The organism is Dysgonomonas sp. PH5-45 (assembly GCF_029893235.1).
Classification (GTDB): Bacteria; Bacteroidota; Bacteroidia; order Bacteroidales; family Dysgonomonadaceae; genus UBA1309.
Window position 1 is genome coordinate 9669 of record NZ_JARXWE010000019.1, and the last position, 18774, is coordinate 28442.

The 18774-nt window shown below is 41.9% G+C and carries 10 protein-coding genes; 3 read left to right on the forward strand and 7 right to left on the reverse strand.

Annotation, left to right across the window (positions count from 1 at the left end; translation table 11 throughout):
* Nucleotides 1–4: 4 nt before the first annotated feature.
* Entirely contained in the window at nucleotides 5–5227 is a 5223-nt protein-coding gene (locus M2132_RS07990; protein ID WP_280672834.1) for a T9SS-dependent choice-of-anchor J family protein, read from the reverse strand.
* 568 nt (nucleotides 5228–5795) lie between these two features.
* Between M2132_RS07990 and M2132_RS07995 the strand changes: the two genes are divergently transcribed.
* Nucleotides 5796–7523, forward strand: coding sequence for a tetratricopeptide repeat protein (locus tag M2132_RS07995; RefSeq protein ID WP_280672835.1), 1728 nt, complete (start codon nucleotides 5796–5798; stop codon nucleotides 7521–7523).
* 13 nt (nucleotides 7524–7536) lie between these two features.
* Here the strand turns inward: M2132_RS07995 and M2132_RS08000 are convergent, their stop codons facing one another.
* Entirely contained in the window at nucleotides 7537–8685 is a 1149-nt protein-coding gene (locus tag M2132_RS08000) for a hypothetical protein (protein WP_280672836.1), read from the reverse strand.
* A 142-nt stretch (nucleotides 8686–8827) separates the two neighbouring features.
* On the opposite strand from M2132_RS08000, the gene M2132_RS08005 reads away from it, so the two are divergent.
* A complete protein-coding gene (locus M2132_RS08005; RefSeq protein WP_280672837.1) occupies nucleotides 8828–9481 on the forward strand; it encodes a rhomboid family intramembrane serine protease in 654 nt (217 codons plus the stop codon).
* 3 nt (nucleotides 9482–9484) lie between these two features.
* On the opposite strand, the gene M2132_RS08010 is transcribed toward M2132_RS08005, so the two are convergent.
* Entirely contained in the window at nucleotides 9485–10081 is a 597-nt protein-coding gene (locus M2132_RS08010) for a YigZ family protein (RefSeq protein ID WP_280672838.1), read from the reverse strand.
* Nucleotides 10082–10271: 190 nt separating this feature from the next.
* Here M2132_RS08010 and M2132_RS08015 point away from each other — a divergent pair, with 190 nt between their 5' ends.
* The gene (locus M2132_RS08015; RefSeq protein ID WP_280672839.1) at nucleotides 10272–12020 is read left to right on the forward strand and encodes a phospho-sugar mutase; all 1749 of its coding nucleotides are present in this window, start codon (nucleotides 10272–10274) and stop codon (nucleotides 12018–12020) included.
* A gap of 49 nt (nucleotides 12021–12069) precedes the next feature.
* Here the strand turns inward: M2132_RS08015 and queG are convergent, their stop codons facing one another.
* The 4 genes from queG to metG form a co-directional block, all read right to left on the reverse strand.
* Nucleotides 12070–13023: a tRNA epoxyqueuosine(34) reductase QueG gene (gene queG, locus M2132_RS08020; RefSeq protein WP_280672840.1), complete on the reverse strand. Its 954-nt coding sequence runs from the start codon at nucleotides 13021–13023 to the stop codon at nucleotides 12070–12072.
* A gap of 7 nt (nucleotides 13024–13030) precedes the next feature.
* Nucleotides 13031–13942, reverse strand: coding sequence for a glycosyltransferase (locus M2132_RS08025; RefSeq protein WP_280672841.1), 912 nt, complete (start codon nucleotides 13940–13942; stop codon nucleotides 13031–13033).
* A 12-nt stretch (nucleotides 13943–13954) separates the two neighbouring features.
* The gene (locus tag M2132_RS08030; RefSeq protein WP_280672842.1) at nucleotides 13955–16474 is read right to left on the reverse strand and encodes a YfhO family protein; all 2520 of its coding nucleotides are present in this window, start codon (nucleotides 16472–16474) and stop codon (nucleotides 13955–13957) included.
* Between the two features lie 166 nt (nucleotides 16475–16640).
* A complete protein-coding gene (metG, locus tag M2132_RS08035; RefSeq protein ID WP_280672843.1) occupies nucleotides 16641–18680 on the reverse strand; it encodes a methionine--tRNA ligase in 2040 nt (679 codons plus the stop codon).
* Nucleotides 18681–18774: the final 94 nt, after the last annotated feature.

Here is an 18774-nt window from a genome sequence, read left to right on the forward strand (position 1 = left end):
ATACTTATTTCTGTATTATCACTTTATAGTATTTTGTTTTATCGCCTGTTTTCAGCAACAACAAATAGAATCCGTCAGGAAGGTTTTGTACGTTTATTTTAGAAACACCTACCGCTGAGCCCTGTCTGTTATATACTTCTTTTCCTTCGGCCGAAATCAGCGACAACGAATTATATGTTCCTTTTACATAAAGCTCATCTTTTACCGGATTAGGATAAACCAAAGTAACGCCTTGGTCTTCGTCCATTCCCATAGTGCTGAGCGTTATTCTATTAGATGCTTTCTCTCCGCTTGTTTCATAAATTGCGGTTACGAAATAGTTTCTGGACTCTGACAACGGTTCTGCGTCAACATAGTTGAGTGCCCGAAGCGGAGTATCATTTATCTTCACATCGTTTCGGTAGATGTTATATCCCAGCAGTTTATCGGTTGTTGCATTTGGAGTGAACATTGGCGGTTTATTAGTGGCAGGTTGTAGCTTTTGCCTGTGTTTAGGCATTGGCATCGTTACATTGTCTTTCGCTATTCTGCTGGAAACAGGCGTGGAACGGTACGAATCACCGTCTATTGTACCTCTAAGCTCAACAATAGCAGCGATATTCCAATTGAAGTTATACGCACCACCTTGTGTTGCGAATAGCGAATACCAATTTCTGCCGTCTGTCGAAACCAAATCGCTCTTTCCGGGTGTGGATGGTCCTGCATCGTACGAGAATGGGTACGTTCCTTCGGCAGGATTAGTTGCGTAACCGATTATATATTCCGCTTCGGGTTTAATCATCACCGGAGTATCGAACATGTAGGTTGTGTACTTACCCGATTCTACCTGCATCTCGTCTCCAACTCTTACCAAAGTTCCGTTTTCGAACAAGAAAGGTACAGCATAAGGCACTGGTTCGGCTATATGGAACTGAACTCCGGCAATAGTATATCCCTGGTATGCGTCCAACTCCGAGTTATTCCATTTGATACCTATCAATTGCTCTACATCTTCTTCACTACCTGTACTGCTATACGGTATTCCGTTGTCGTATCTCAATTGGTCTTGCCCTGCCCACAAGGGAGGTGTCCATGTTAATGCGGCGATATTGTCCGAACTGACTTCCCCAGTCAAATCGCGGGGCGGTGTTGCCTCGTGACTATTATTAATAACTAACAAGCCGGTTTGAGCTTTCGATGATGTTCCGTTAGCAAACAGAGCTTCAATTTCGTAAGTATATGTTCCGTCTTCGAGGTTATAATCCATATAGATGTTCGAGTTCAATAAAGCATCATTTACCTTCGTTCCGTTCCGGTAGATATTGTACCCCTTCAAATCGGAATAATATTCAGGATATCCTATATAAATATTATCCAGCATCAGCATGAAGTTGTTCTGGCTTACACAATTTATTGCCACATATTTGGCGTTTGCCGGTATTCGGTATTCGTATCGCCACCAAATATCACCTATGTTAATTGGTACTTCTCCGTTTACAAAAACAAAATCTTCGGGGGCATTGCCAGTCATCGAGTAGCCTATATTTACTTTTTCAGCACCATAGGTAGGTAGGTGCGTTTTGGCCATAAAAGATAGTTCGAAGTCTCTGTCTAAAGACAATTCCGGACTTATCAACCAATCGTTGTTTGCCAGCTTATCTACATTCGACGAGAAACATGCCAGCACTTGATTCTTACCATCGTGAGTCGCTATTGAAGATGCCGGAGCACACTGCTTGGGATTGAATACGATATAGGCCATCTTGTAACCCTGATTAAGGAAAGCCAAGTTGCCGAACATATATGTCCATGAATTATCACCATCAACAAGTTTCCAGTCTCCGATATTATCTATGGCAAAGGCTTTGTAGGTTTCAAAATCGTCAAATATACCATCGCCATATTGTGGTGTTTTCCAGCTCAGTTGTGTATGACGTTGGTTTATAACCTCGGCTTGTAGGTTGTCTACTTTTTGCACGATAGAGGGGTTTTCAACAAAGATTGTCGCTTCGTTCGAATCGTACGACTCGCAGCCAAACTCATAAACAGTTCTTACGGTATATTTTTGCTCTCCCATGCCGGGTGTTGCATCCGTATAGTTTTTTGTTGTTATCAGGTCTTTGTTTATCAAAACACCGTTTCTGTATAACTTATATCCTTTCACTTGCGTTGCTTCCGATGCCAGAGCCCAAGACAGATTTACCTGATAGGATGGGGTTACGGTTGCGTTCAGTCCGCTTGGAGAGAAGCAGTTTTCCTCGCCATCGTTATCAACAATCAGTTTCACCGGTATCTGAACATCCGCTCCATAATAATCGGACTTGATAACAAGAGTACCTTCTCTTTCATCACCATCGTTCAAATTGCCGGTATTTAGTTCAAACACCATATTGTCCGATGAGCCGGGATCCATTTTTCCGTCTTTTTCTTGTAGGGTTATCCAATTTTCGTAAGGGAACATGTTGTATAAGAAATACATCGTTTTTTCTTTCTTCATCGGAGACGAAAAACTCATAGCTCCCCCTATCGTAAAATAGCCCGGTATCAAAGATGTTGTACCAAAGAAGCCCGCAGGCGCGGAAGTTAAAGAACCATCATATCCGGGAACATCCATCGGAGAGTGCGACGTATTGGTAAGTTCGCCTGTTTTTAACGATAACTGTAATAAACTTACAACATCAGTAGATCCTCCGTGGTCGGGCAGCGTTTTTTGGCAGAATAACCAAAGATACGGACCATCCTTGCTGAATGTGTCAAGAACTACCCCTCTGGTCACTGTGCCTACTATGCCATTATAAGTATCTTGTACTTTACCTGCTCTGTTTATTCTATATACAACGTGTTCCGATCCTATATAAAAACCGTCATTCACAGGGTCGTACGTAGCATAAAGTACACGTTCTATCTCGTTATTGTCGGTAACAATTGCATTGGCCTCATCCACCTTTTGGGTTTCAAAATTAATTGGTATCAGTTTAGAAGGAGTTCCGTCGTATAATACAGAGGTTATCTGATACAGTTTGTTGCCATCGCTCACCAATCCTGCAACATTAGCATAAGGTGTGCTGATTGTATAAGCTTCAACCAAAAGCCCATCGGTTGTGTATTTGTTCAATACAAAAGAAGATGGATTATAACTCACAGCGCCAATAGAGTAAATATGGTTCTGATGAAGCGTTATATATGCTTCTGTTGATTTTCCGGTATTGAATGTTTTGGTTGGTTCCCAAGATGGGGCAACAGCTATATTGTTCATACCTATTTCTTTTCCTGTTCCTGTATTGGCATATTCTACAATGGCAGACCATTCTATGGTTTTGTGGCCGGTATTAGACAATGGCAACTCCAGTTGTCGCGTTTTATTCTGGCTCATCAATACCTGTATAGGAGTTGTATCTGTTTCTACGCTCGACTTGGGAACCGTTATCAAGGCGTTGGTATTATCCGCATTTATAACATATTCATCTATCGCAAAATATGGGATATCATCTTTCATGACGATAAGCTTGTAAGTTCCTTTTTCGACACCTGAAAAAGAGAATGTTCCATCAGGCAAGGTCGTTGCTTGGTAAACAGTTCCAGGATCGTCTGCTTTTTCCAACCTCACAGTGGCTCCATCAAAAGGATCGTTAACCATTTTTACTGATCCTCCGTAAACCGCATACTCGGCATTCCATACCCTGATATTATCTAAATACCAATTGTAAGCTCTGCCGCCACCTATACCCGACGCGCGGAAGCGTACCTGAAACTCCTTGCCCTGAACGAGTGATGTTATATCATATTCTTTTGTCTGCCATGCTGAAACAGCCGACGATAAATCGGCCGCAACCGCTTTCCACGCACCATCAACATAAACCTCGGCCGATAGTCTTTCGTTTACAAGACCATTCGGGTTACATGCGATGTCGTAACGCAGTTTCACTGTGCCCGATGCCGGAGCTTTCAGTAGTTTTGATACAAGATATTGATTGTAACTGCCACTTGTATAGGTATATGTTATATAAGGTGTATCTCCGCCCACGCTGGCTGCATCCTCCAAAATAGTCCATGCGGGAGAGGCTGCCCCGGAGGTTACTGTCCAATAATTAGAGAGAAGCCCTTCTTCGGCAGAAAAATCCTCGGTCAAAGGCAGAATATTGGATGCCTCCAACCGCACAGCGAGAGCTTCGCTTGCGGATGATTCTACTCCATTATAGACAGCTTTTGCCGAATACAGATAGTTTGTCTCTTCCTGCAAGCCACTGTCTTCGTAAGAAAATACATCAGGCGATATTAAACCTGAATTGAGCTTAGTTCCGTCTTTATAAACGTTATACCCCTGAAGGTTTGCCAGACTGTTTCGTTTTCCTATTTCGAAAAAACTTACAACCGATCCGGCGGTGATATCTGTTGTATAATAGAATAATGCTATAGCCTTCATCGTTCCGTTGGGGCTTTCCACAAAGCTGAGGTTTATAGCCATTTGACTGTCTGTTATGCCTGCCTGCCCCTCCAGATAGCCCATGTCAAGGATTTTTTCGGTTGGTTTGGTTGTTGCTACATCAAATTCCACAATACCTTTTATCGATCCTGGTAGCTGGCAAAACGCGTAAAGTTTACCATCGTAGTATGCGGTAGAGGTACAAGCTGTGTAATCTGAATAGTTTGGCCCATCAGACAGGTATGTCCCATCCATTTTCAGGTAGTATCCTTTACTGGGATTTCCTGCCTCGAAACCTCCTCTGCCCCCATCTAGTGTGGGTATATAGCAGATATGCATAAGTCTCATCGGTGTTGATATTATTGACACCACTTTCTTGTTGTTGATATCAATCTTATAAATACCGGCTTTATCGTAGGCTACTCCATAAAAATATTTACCATCGTAAGTCATTTTATAAATCTGGGGCAGCCCTTCTATTAATATAGTTTTCAAGAAATTTCCCGACATATCGAATATCAGAAACTCTCCAGCCTTGTTATTTATCGATGTAGAATAAATATACTTCCCATCCGAAATCATCGTCTCTTGTATAGCCAACGAGGCCGAACGTGTGTAAAAATAGGTTTGAGGGATCCACTCTGTCAGGTCGTATAAAGAATATGCCTGATTGCTGTTTGGAGCTTGCCATGCCAATTTTATAGCATCGCGCGATGTCCGTTCATAACTTAGGTTTCTGGGTGATAGAGATTGCGCCTGCAAAAAACAGTGTCCGCAAAAAACCAAACAAAGAACCCAAGTTAGCTTAAGTAAACTTTTCTTCATTTTCTTTAATTTATTTATTATAATTCCAAACTCATTTTTTTAAAGCTGTGTGCAATGAATCTGCACCTCAAAAAGTTTTTTCGTTATCCGAATTACAATGTCGGTATGGCTATTCATATTCCGGCAAGTTTGATATGTCTACAAGCCTAACGAAGGCATAATATAACTATATCAGAATTCTGTGTTTTTCAATTTTGACGACCGTAAAACGGAATAAATTGAATTTTGAAATACGTCAATACACAAATATTGTTATAAATTTTGTATTCTTGCTAATATTATGGCAAATAAAAACTCTACAAAAACTCTACAAGTTGAATTTATTAAATATTAATTCTTTAATTATCATATATATATAAAAAAATTCACTTATTTTATATTCTACAACATTACTTATATTTTAACTCAATAGGTACCTATATCATCCCTTGGGTCATGTATAGTAATTGTTAACAAAATGGATTGTTTGAAAACAATTTTATATATTTGTTTTTTATATTTTGTCAAAAAGATAATGTGCTATCGTACCCTATTGACCTTTAAGAAAAGTTTTTTAATTAAGTTAAATATGATGATTTCCGATAATCGTACACAATCTATAATAAACCTCGGAGGGAGGGCTGCTATTAAAACGAAAACGCTTTTTTTATTCTTATTTTTCTCCGCTTTTACTTCGGTATGTTATGCTTCGCCTATTTTCGGTAATGATGCCGATACATCCGGCATTGTCCGAAACATAAACATAGCAAAATCATTTTGCGAAAAAGATACTCCTGCCTACGATTCTGCTTTGATATACCTGAATGAGGCTTTAGAACTGGCGGAAGATCGTAAAAACCTTGATTTTAAATATGAAATATACGGAAAAATAGCGGAACTTCTATACAGGACACGCAACTATTCTTTTTCGATAGATTATTACTTCAAAATGCTCAATATACTTGACGAAGCAAACGAACAGGATAAAAATATTGATTTATTGAAGAAATACACATCGCTCTATCGTAATATAGGGGTATGTATGACTGTAACAGACATTCAGAAGGCACTTTCGTACTTCAACAGGAGTTTGCAAAAGGCCGAAGAGATTTATAGCAAAGATAAATCGTACAGTTTGATACACGAAAACAGGCTTCTTATCTACAATAATATTGGCGCGGCCTGGATTGATGCCGCAAATTTAGACAGCGCATACTATTATTGTAACAAGGCATTAAACTATCCGGTAAAAATTGACAATCCCGCCTATTATGCTTCCCTGTATAATAATTTGGGGATAATAAACTGGGAGTTAGACAACTTCTCTACTTCTATGGGCTTTTACAGAAAATCGCTTGAGGTACGTTCCAAACTCAACGATTTGTCTGGAATGTCGAGTGTGCATTATAATTTGGGGTTATGCTACTTTCTTAAAAGCGACAAGAATAAAGCCCTTGAAGAACTAAATATGGCGCTCCAAATGAGCCGCGAAGGACAAAACATTCGTATTGAAATGCTATCGACCGAATCTTTGGCCAAGATATATGAACAAGAGGGAGATTTCTACCAATCTATGAAAATGCTACAACTTACCAATGTGCTAAAAGACAGTATTGCCGGTAAGGAAAAAATAAATGAAATAGCAAAAACAGAACTGCAATATTTGCTTGAAAAACAGCTAAGGGAAAACGATCTGAAACAGCGGATACTGATAGCGGAAAAAGAGCAAAGAACGCTCGTTACGGTATTTATAGCTATATTCCTCTTGTTCCTTTTGTTTGTATTTTTTCTTTTGTACCGAAACCAACGTATCAAAAACAAAAAAAACCTGCTGGAACAAGAAAGCCTATCGCTTCAGAACGAAAATCTGGAGTTGAAAAACCAACAGCTAAAACAGTCTCTTGAATATAAGAATAACGAACTGGACACGCACATGATGTATCTTCTGAAGAAAAATGAGTTTGTCACTTCTATTATTGAAGATGTATCGGAATTGAAAGGGACTGATTCGGGGCAACTGAAATCAGCTATCAAAGAAATGAAGTTGAATATAGAAGACTCTGTTTGGAACGAGTTTAATGTTCTGTTTCAGGATATGCACAAAGATTTTTACACGCGTTTGTTGAATAAGCATCCAAACCTAAGCCCGAACGAGAAAAAGTTGTGTGCGTTGATCCATCTGAATATGTCGTCAAAAGAGATATCGTCCATCACATTCCAATCCGTAAAAAGCATTGAAATAGCCCGAAGCAGGTTGCGGAAAAAAATGAACCTGAGCCGGGAAGAAAACCTAAGCCTGTATTTACAGCAGTTCTAAAAAAAATAAAGGGTTATTGTTCTTTATTGTCTTCTCCTTCATCAGATTGAGCAGGTTCGTCGTTTTTGAGTGGCTGGTATTCGATTGATGTATAGCTGATGTCGCTACTCTGAAAATCGGCCATTTGTTTTATCTCGTCTCGCTCCAGAAGTATATTTTTTTGTATCTCCGCCCATTTATTGGTTGGCAGATACACCTCTGTTTCGCCTCTCATGCGGGCATCGCTCAGAATAGAGATAAGCTCTAAATCGACCATAGCACCGCGCGAAAGGGTTTCAACCTGATCGACCGAAACTTTAATCTTATCCGTAATCTCTTCCTTCTGGCTGGCTCTACGTTTCATTTCTTCTTCCAGATCCCATTCTTGTTCGTTCGGCAAAGAGGGTTTGGGTATATCTGTGTTTGAAGGAGCGATATCAGCAGGGGCTTCTTTGGCATAACTTGCCTGTTCTTCTTGTTTCTGTTCGATCACAGGTTCACAAACAGCAGGTTGCGGTACTGCTTTGGGTTGTGGTGTAACCGGTTGTTGAGGTTTCGATTCTTGTTGTTTGGGTTCTACCGTTGTTTGTGGCGGGCGTTTTTTTGCTTTTTCGTTTTCGCGCAGTATAAAATCTAACCATTGGCATATTTGCTTCACCACGGTCATCTCTTCGGCATAAATCATCTTTATTTTCAATTCATTGTATATCGGGTTGTTTTGCCTTGTGGTCAGATGGTTTATATCGAAGCATTCCAGAGTTGTTGTTTTATTGTTGGTAGTCTTTATGTCGATTGCAACATAGGGATGTATACCCAAAGCCTGACTGTCTTTATAATCAGCGTTTTCTGATATAACTTCGTACGAAAGGATATCTCCGAAAGGAATCATATATGCTTTTAGGTCATCGCATACAAAGGCTATTTTTCCGGCTTTTTCGTCGGCGGCAAAAACATAGAAATCGCTTTTGCTTATCATTATCTGTTTTGGATTAAATCCTTTCAGGCTTTTCAGTACTTCTATTTGCTTGTGGGTACCGGCATTGTGAGGCGAGTTGTTCGCTTGGCCTGCAGCCGAAGTGTGTTCTTGATTCTTTTTTTGTTGGTTTTGTATAGCTTTCTTGTTTGCGGTATTGATAAAGTATATGAACCCTACGGCAATGAGCATTATAATCCAAAAATCCATATTGTTTTATTTTTTTTGAAGTTACAACTACAAATAAAGCGAATATTTTTTAACAAACATAATCCCTATACGCCAAAAAACGGACTTTTGTAATAAGTCTTTTTGGCAAAAGATGTACTTTTGTACAAATTCAAAAAAAACGATGAATAATATAGCACCCATAACTTTGGGAATAATAGCGGTAACCACCATAGTAAGCCTGATAGGGTTCAGCAATCAGGCTCTTTTCGACAGAATGAAGTTTAATGTGGGAGCCATATTGCACGATAAGCAATGGGACAGGGTGATGTCGTCGGCTCTGCTTCATGGAGACATGATGCACCTTATTTTCAATATGCTTACCCTCTATTTCTTTGCCAAAGTGCTGATAGCTTTTGTAGGAACAGTTTATTTTGTGGCTGTTTATCTGGCGGCAATATTGTGTGGGGGCTTATTGAGTCTTTACTTTCATCGGAAAAACTCTCATTACAGTGCCATTGGCGCATCGGGTGGAGTGACGGGTGTTTTGTTTGCTACAATAGCCTTATACCCCGAAATTGGTATAGCTTTCTTCTTCATACCGATTCCTATACCGGGATGGATTTTCGCAATACTCTATCTTGCGTTTTCTATCTATGCCATGAAAGGCCAGTTGGGCAATATCGGGCACGAGGCTCATTTGGGTGGGGCGGTTATAGGCTTGGTGCTTGCCCTGATTATGGTTCCGGAGGCTATATATGTGAATGCCGTTTACATTGCAATTATGTTTGTGCCTATTCTTGTTCTGGCATATATGGTATATAAGGAAAGGAAGTGATGTTTAGTCCGGGAAGCTTAAACTTTCAACTTTCTTTAGCCTATTCTGGAGTGTTTCGAAATCAGCTTTTCTTATCCGTAAGTCCATAGTACAATCTGTGTTATATTCTTGCTTAAGGATTGTGGCGTCCATATCTTTTACAATTTTCATTACATCGTTCATGAAAGGATATTCGAAACGGAAGGATATATCGCAATCGACCGTCCGTTCCACTATCTCGGCTTGGCCGATGGCTTCGGCAGCGGCGGCTTTGTAGGCGGTAATGAGTCCGCTTGTTCCCAGTTTTATTCCTCCAAAGTAACGTACCACCAGAACAAGTATGTTGGTCAATTCGTTCGAGTTTATTTGCCCCAATATCGGTTTGCCGGCTGTTCCGGAAGGTTCGCCATCGTCGTTTGCCCTAAACTCTTTACGGTCGGCTCCCAACATGTATGCCCAACATACGTGACGCGAGTCGTAATATTCTTTTCTGTATTTTTCCAATATGGGTTTAACCTCATCAACCCGATTGATAGGGATAGCATATGATATGAATTTGCTTTTTTGTTCCGTAAAAATAGCTTTCGAGGTCTCTTTTATTGTTTTGTAGGTATCGTCCATTTATATGTAATTTACCAAGATACAGCCAAAGGTGATAAACAAAGGTAAATATTTAATCAATACGGAAAAGGCAAAAAGAATCAGTTTCATTAAAAATGAAAAATTAACATAAACAAATCTTCCTTAGCAGGAAATATACTATATTTGTTTCATGTTAACCTGAAAAATTAAATATCAAAATAATAGCCTAATGGAAAATAGCGAATTATTGACCCAAGTAGTAGAAAAAGCCAAGATTTGGCTGACCGGAAACTATGACGAGGAAACAAAAAAAGAGGTACAGAGTATGCTCGACAACGAAGATAAAACGGAGTTGATCGACGCTTTTTACCGGGAATTGGAATTCGGAACAGGAGGCATGCGTGGCATTATGGGCGCAGGCACAAACCGGATTAATAAATACACGATTGGTAGTGCAACTCAAGGCTTGGCAAATTATTTGCTGAAAGAATTTTCGACATTAGACCAAATAAAAGTTGTAATCGGGTACGATTGCCGGAACAACAGCAAGAAGTATGCACATATTGTTGCCGATATTTTTTCGGCTAACGGCATAAAGGCTTATATTTTTGAAGACTTGAGGCCAACCCCCGAAGTGTCGTATGCCATCCGCAAGTTGGGATGCCAAAGTGGTGTGATAATAACAGCATCGCACAACCCGAAGGAGTATAATGGTTATAAAGCTTATTGGAATGATGGTGCGCAGGTGGTTCCTCCGCACGATAAAAATATTATAGGTGAGGTGAACCGGATTAATTCGGTCGATGCAATCAGGTTTGAAGGCAATCCGGCACTTGTAGAAGTTATAGGCGAAGCAATAGACAATTCGTTTGTTGAAGATATAAAGGCTGTGCTTCTGTCTACCGACTCCATTGCCCGCCACAAGGACACCAAGATTGTATATACACCTATCCATGGAACGGGAACAATGATTGTACCCAAGGCACTCAGGACATGTGGCTTTACTGATATTATAGATGTGCCCGAACAGTCGGTTGTTGATGGAAATTTCCCAACAGTAGTGTCTCCAAACCCCGAAGAACCTGCTGCTATGGCTATGGCAATAGAACGGGCTATTGAAACAGGAGCAGAATTGGTATTTGCCACCGACCCCGACTCCGACCGCTTTGGTGCTGGTATCCGTGACAATAATGGTAATTTTGTTCTGTTGAACGGTAACCAGACAATGATTATTCTGATTTATTACATCGTTACACGTTGGAAAGAATCGGGACGCCTCACAGGCAACGAATACACCGTGCGTACAATTGTAACCAGCGCGCTTACTCAAACAATATCAGAAAAGAACGGAGTAGAAATGTTTGAATGCTACACCGGCTTCAAGTGGATTGCCGCAATCATGCAAGAGCTTGAAGGCAAACGCACATATATTGGCGGTGGCGAAGAAAGCTACGGCTTCCTGGCCGAAGACTTTGTTCGCGACAAGGATGCTGTTTCGGCAGCCATATTGTTTGCCGAAATTGCCGCATGGTGCAAAGATAAAGGACGTACGCTCTACGAAATGTTGCAAGATATTTATGTTGAGTATGGGTTCTCTAAAGAAAAAGGCGTATCGGTAGTGAAAAAAGGAAAATCGGGAGCCGAAGAAATAGAGCAAATGATGAAGGATTACCGCAACAACCCAATAAAGGAGATTGCCGGTTCGAAAGTAATCCTTATGAAGGATTTTGCTACACTAAAGGCACACGATTACACCATTAACGAAACTTATACCTTAGAGATGCCCACAACATCTAATGTGTTGCAATATTTTACGGAAGATAAAACAAAGGTTTCTATCCGCCCTTCGGGTACTGAGCCTAAAATCAAGTTTTATATCGAGACACAGTCTAAATTGCCATCGAGAGCCGATTATGATGCGGTAAACGTAGCGGCCGACGAAAAAATAAAGGCTATCTGTAAGGATTTAGGTATTTGAGAAACACCAGATTTTTCTGACAAAAAATAATTAAGAAAAAGGATTCGGATTAATGTTCGAATCCTTTTTTTGCTTTATATATGCCTTCCAAGTTACGGCGCAAACCTTGGTATTTGGCTCTTTTAACTGCCGATTTACGGAAAATTTCTTGATATTCTTCCACGCTCATGTTTTCCAGTTGGGCAAAAGATAGGTTTCTGAATTTTTCGTTGGGGATGAATTCGTTAACCTCATGTGGATGCGCGCACCTGTTCCACGGACAGGCTTGCTGGCAGGCATCGCATCCGTAAATACGGTTTCCTAAGAAGGGGATTACGGAACTGTCTATTTCGCCTTTGTTTTCGATGGTTTGATATGATATACATTTGCAGGCATTCAACAGATAAGGCTTTTCTATGGCTTTGGTAGGGCATGCTTCCATGCAGCGGGTACATGTGCCGCATAGGTTTTTAGTGACGGGGGCATCGTATTCCAGTTCTTTGTCAATAATTATTTCGCCCAAAAAGTAATAAGAGCCTTTCCCGGGGATAATAAGCATTGTGTTTTTCCCGATAAAGCCCAGTCCGGCTTTGGCAGCCCAGTGCCGTTCCAGAAGGGGAGCTGTGTCGCAAAACACACACCCACGGGTGTCGGGTATTAAGTCTTGTATTTGCGTTAACAGGCTCTGCATACGGCTTTTCATCACATCGTGGTAATCTTTGCCGTAGGCATAGTAAGCAAATTGGGGTGCATCTTGGGGTTGTAAGTGCGGAGGGTAATAGTTTAAGGCAAGGCAGATAATGGATTTGGCATTGTCTACCAAAAGAGTGGGGTCGCAACGTTTTTCGAGGTTACGCTCCATGTAGTCCATCGTTGCCTGATTGCCCACCTTGAGCCACGATTCCATCAACAGCCGGGCTTCCGTTCCCACGGGTTCGGCCTTACAGATACCGCAGGCATCGAATCCCGAAGCGAGGGCTAAATTCTTTATCGTTTGAGAATAAGTTGTAGCTAACTCTGCCATACAACCTTTATTTGCCCATCAACCCACGGCTTACGTTCCACCTGAATTGTAGTAGTTTATAGCCTTTTTGTGGCGAAAAGGTCAATGTATAAGCTACAAAAAGCACAAGGGAGGCTACCCATTTCTTATACTCGGCACGGACGCGTTTTTTATATTCATCGTCCGAAATACCTTTTGTACGTATCCTTTCACTCTTGCCGATAGAGTATGTGAGTTCCTTAAAATGTTCGCCAGTAAGTTTTTTTGCCGATATATAATGGTGAATACCCATCTGGGGCAGGTAGTAAAACGAAACGCCGTTTTTGCGCAAACGGTCGTACAGGTCTTTTTCTTCGGCTCCTATCAGGCCTGTGCCTTTACGTCCGAGGTCGACATTAAAAAGTCCGTACTTGTCGAAAATCTCTTTACGGTATGCCGAATTACCTCCTCCGGGAAATTTCCCGTTGCGGAAGGGTTTTATTTTCGTCCCCTTATAAAGCCTGCCGCCTATCAGCTCTTCGGTAAAGTGGGAAAGCCATCCGGGTTTGTCGGCCTCATATACCGGAATTATAGGACCTCCACAAGCGCCTGCATCGGGATATTGAGCGAAAAAATCGTCAATCGACGAAAGGTACGTATGCTCGAATGCTGTGGCATCGTCGTCAACAAAAACTACAATTTCGCCCAGGCTTTCTTCAATCCCTCTGTTCCGGGCATACGAAAGCCCTTGGTTCGATTCTTCGAAATAACGTATGTCCGCAAATTTAAAATCGAGCTGGGCTTGCTTACACAAACTGCCTGTACGGTCAGTGCTGTTATTATTTATGAGCAGGATTTCGTATTTGTTGTGGTCATAATTCTGATCTACAATGCTTTTTATAGCTTTATAGATATATTTTTCCCTGTTGTAGGTGCAGAATATGACCGAAATCCTTTTCATAAAACATCCGGTTTACTCTTTTCTTTTTCTGAATATACCTAAGCCAACCGAGCCTAACAGAGCCAACACCAATATGGCCGAACTGGCTGTTGTAATGGTTCTGCAAAGCAGGTAGTCGTGAGGTTCGAACGCGAATACAATCTCGTGTTCTCCGGCCGGAACCCTCATGGCTCTGAGTGTCCAGTCGGCACGGAAATGGGGTGCTTCCTTGCCATCTATGTATGCTTGCCAGCCATTAGCATAGTAAACTTCCGAAAAAATGGCAAGCTGTTCACTATTGGCTTTCGACTTATAGACGAGCTTATTGGGTTTATACGTTGTCAGAGTGATTGTAGCCGCAGAGTCGGCACTGAACTTGAAGCCCGCCAAATCTTTCTCGAACCGTTTATCAACAACGGCTATCGTTGCAGGATTGAGCGTGTTTAATGCTGCTATTTCGGCATCGGCGTTATCTACAAAATTAAAACCGGAAACAAACCATGCATTACCCAAAGCATATGGGTTTTGCAAAGGAGGCTGTTCGGGACTGTAGATAATATATTTTGCATTAAGCATATTCAATGACGGGGTTTTACCGAACGACCCCAAAATACTGTCAACGTTATTTGTACGGAACGAATTTATTATCGTGTTGATTTCGTTTGTCAGATGGTAGTCGATAAGCTCCTGATAACGCTTCAATTTAGCAGCGTGATAGCCTCCAATCGATTTGTGATAGTAAGACGTGGCCGATTCGTTGAAAGGATTATTGAGGTTCAGCACACGGTACGATGGTTGTTTGTCTTGCAAAATAGCTTCGTCGGCAACCGATCTTGGGAATTGCTGTGCAATGTAAGAAGCTTTGTTCTGAAAATGGTCGTCGTTCAGATAACGGCGGTCAATAGCCCATAAGTCGGCAAGTATCAAAACGGCAAGTATTGCGGGGAATATCATTTCCGCCTGTTTCGATTTTATATTCAGACTACCCCAAAGAACTATGGTAGCCAGTACAACAAATACAAGTGAGCGCAGAGCGTCTGCCGAAAGCAAGTCTTTGCGGTCTTGATGCAGTGCTTGGCTGAACCAAGTCCAACCTTCGGCTCCGAACATCTGATGGATTTGTGTTTGCATTTGTACGTCGTTTTTCGATGCGAAATCGAAAAATAAACCAGGCATCAAAGCAAAAAGCAGGCATATGAATGCGGTTATTCCGCCCGATATAAACAAGGCGATTTTCAGTTTCGATTTATCTGCATTTCCGCTAAAGAAGTCGTTCACTGCCCAAACGGCAACAACAAGCATCGTAATGGCTGGAATAACCAAGGCCATCGACACGGTTCGAAACTTGTTGTAGAATGGGAAATTGTAGAAGAACCAACTGTTGAATCCGTCAAAGTTATATCCCCACGACAAGAAAATGAAAAATATCGTAGCTATAAACAGTACCCACTTAAGTTTATTTTTGATAATAAACATACCCAACACAAACAAGAAACAGACGATGGCTCCGAAATATACAGGCCCCGATGTGAATGGCTGATCGCCCCAATACGAGAAAGCCGCCGGTAACTGAAGTCCGTGTGCAGCCGTTGCTTTGTACAGGTTAGAACTTGGGTTTACCTTGCCTCCTGTTGCTCCGCCATGAATATTGGGTATAAGCAAAGACAAGGTTTCGCCTTTTCCGTAACTCCACGCAAAGGCGTAATCTTTGTCGAGCCCGGACGATTTCTTTTCGCTTTCGGTTGGTGTTGTCAGTTCCGATTGCCCGCGCGTACTTTCGCGCGTCATTTCGTAATTGGAGTACAATCCGCCTATGTTGCAGGCAACAGCAAGGGCAACAGCTATCAACGAAAACCCTATGACTTTGGGTAAGGCTTTATACTTTTTGTTTATTATTTCTATTACAATGTAGCCAACATAGAGCATTATGCAAAGCAAGCCCGTATAGAAAGTGACTTGCAGGTGATTGCTCTTTACTTGGAGGGCAATACCTAAAGCCAGCAGTAAGCTTCCCCATAAATATTTGTTGCGGAACAGCCCCGCCACCCCGGCCAGAATAAGGGGAATGTAGGCAATAGCCCACGCTTTGGTAACGTGGCCGGCATCGATGATAATTATATTGTACGACGAAAGCCCGTAAGCAACCGCGCCAAGCACAGCTGTTATAGGTTTGAAGCCCATAAGACAGAACAGTATATAAGCCATCAGCATCGAAGCGAACAGAGGACCAGCCGTACCTGCCCCGAGGGCTTTCAAGGGCGCGTCGAGATAGTCGAGAAAGTTGGGGCTGCCTCCCCAAATACCTATCTGATAAGCAGGCATACCCGAAAACATAGAGTTTGTCCATGCCGTAGATTCTCCTTCATTGTTATAATAATCGACAATCTCCTGTGCCGAACCTTCAAATTGCTGAACATCGCCCTGAGGCAGAACTTTTCCCTGAAAAACGGGGCTGAAATACACCACCGATATAAGTAGAAAACAAACGACGGCTATTGCATGAGGCAGAATCCGTTTCCAAACGGGTTGTTGTTCATTCTTTAGTTCTTCCATAATTTTTTTTGAAGGCTATTATTATATTTTATCTATCTTGTAAATATGGGTTTAAATCCGGACAAAAGTAACTAAAAATGTTGATTGCAATCAGAGTAACTCTTTAAATTTTAATCAATAAAGTAGTTTTACTTTGTTATTCGTACTGTTTTGCCAAGTGTATCTGTTACCCTACCTGACTGCCGGGCACAACAGGTGCGGATGGCTGAATGAGCGACAGGCTTCCGTCGGGATTTTCGGCCGAGAGGATCATCCCTTCGGATACGATACCTTTCAGTTTACGGGGTTCCAGATTTGCAATGAAGCATACCTGTTTGCCTACCAGTTCTTCGGGTTTATACCATTTAGCAATACCTGATACAATGGTACGTTTCTTCATGCCATCGTCTATCAGGAATTGAAGAAGCTTATCGGCTTTAGGTACTTTCACACATTCAAGAACAGTCCCTACGCGGATGTCGACTTTCGTGAAATCGTCGAAAGCAACGTTCTCCTTTTGCGGGGCTGTTTTGTGTTCGCTCAGCTCGTTGGCCTTTTTGGCATCGAGCAATCTCTGTATTTGTTTTTCTACGGCTTCGTCCTCTATTTTCTCGAACAGCAAATCAGATGGATTCAGTTGATGTCCTTCTGCCAGCAAATGGCTGCTTCCCAGTTGCTCCCATTTCAAATCGTTCTTATTGATGAACTGTTTAATTTTAGCGGAGCTGAAAGGTAGGAATGGTTCGAAAGCGATAGCCAGATTTGCGGTTATCTGCAATGCTATGTTGAGTATCGTTTTTGTGCGGGTTTCGTCGGTCTTGATAACTTTCCAAGGTTCCATGTCGGCAAGGTATTTGTTGCCGATGCGTGCCAAGGTCATAGCTTCTTTCAGTGCATCGCGGAAACGGAATGTTTCGAGGTATTCTTCGAGCGATTTTTTTACCGATGCAAACTCTTCGAGTGTTTGCTTGTCGTAATCGGTTAAAGCATCTAAGGCAGGTACTTTGTTGTCGAAATACTTCTGGGTGAGCACCAATGCACGGTTAACGAAGTTACCCAGAATGGCAACCAACTCATTGTTGTTGCGTGCTTGGAAATCTTTCCAAGTGAAGTCGTTATCTTTTGTTTCAGGGGCATTGGCTGTGAGTACGTAACGCAACACGTCTTGCTTCCCGGGGAAATCTTCGAGGTATTCGTGCAGCCAGACTGCCCAATTGCGCGAGGTCGAAATCTTATCTCCTTCGAGATTCAGGAACTCGTTTGCCGGAACATTTTCGGGTAGGATGAACGACCCTTCGGCCTTTAGCATGGCAGGGAAAACGATACAGTGGAAAACGATATTATCTTTGCCAATGAAGTGTATCAGTTTAGTATCTTCCGACTTCCACCACTCTTCCCATGTGTCGGGCAACAATTCTTTGGTGTTCGATATATATCCTATCGGCGCATCGAACCAAACATACAGAACCTTTCCTTCGGCGCCTTCTACGGGCACGGGCACACCCCAATCGAGGTCGCGGCTCACGGCACGGGGCTGCAAGCCCATATCCAGCCACGATTTGCACTGGCCATAAACATTATGTTTCCATTCTTTGTGATCGCCAAGAATCCATTGCCGTAGCCATGCTTCGTGTTTATTGAGAGGTAGATACCAGTGTTTTGTTTCCTTCATCACAGGCGGGTTTCCGGTAAGGGTAGACCTCGGGTTGATGAGGTCGGTAGGGCTTAGCGATGTTCCGCAAGCTTCGCACTGGTCGCCGTAGGCATTCGGGTTGCCACAATGGGGACATTCGCCCATGATGTAACGGTCGGCCAGAAACATTTTGGCTTCTTCGTCATAATATTGCTCGCTTGTTTTTTCTTCAAATTCACCTTTGTTATAGAGTTTAAGGAAAAATTCGGAAGCCGTTTCTTTGTGCGTCTGCGAACTTGTACGCGAGTAAATGTCGAACGAAATACCCAACTCTTCGAACGATTTTTTGATGATGAAGTGGTATTTATCGACTATATCCTGAGGCGTAACCCCCTCTTTCTTGGCACGAATGGTAATGGGTACTCCATGCTCGTCCGAGCCACCTATATAAAGAACTTCTTTGCCTTTCAGACGAAGGTATCTCACATAAATATCGGCAGGGATATATACTCCCGCCAAGTGGCCGATGTGTACAGGCCCGTTTGCGTAGGGCAGAGCTGTTGTAACCAATGTACGCTTAAAATTCTTGCTCATATATATTTTTTCTGTTGTTATTTTATTTTTCAGGATGTGCAAAGATAAAAACTTAAGCAGATATTTTGAGAAAATATACGCCGGAAAATAAAGC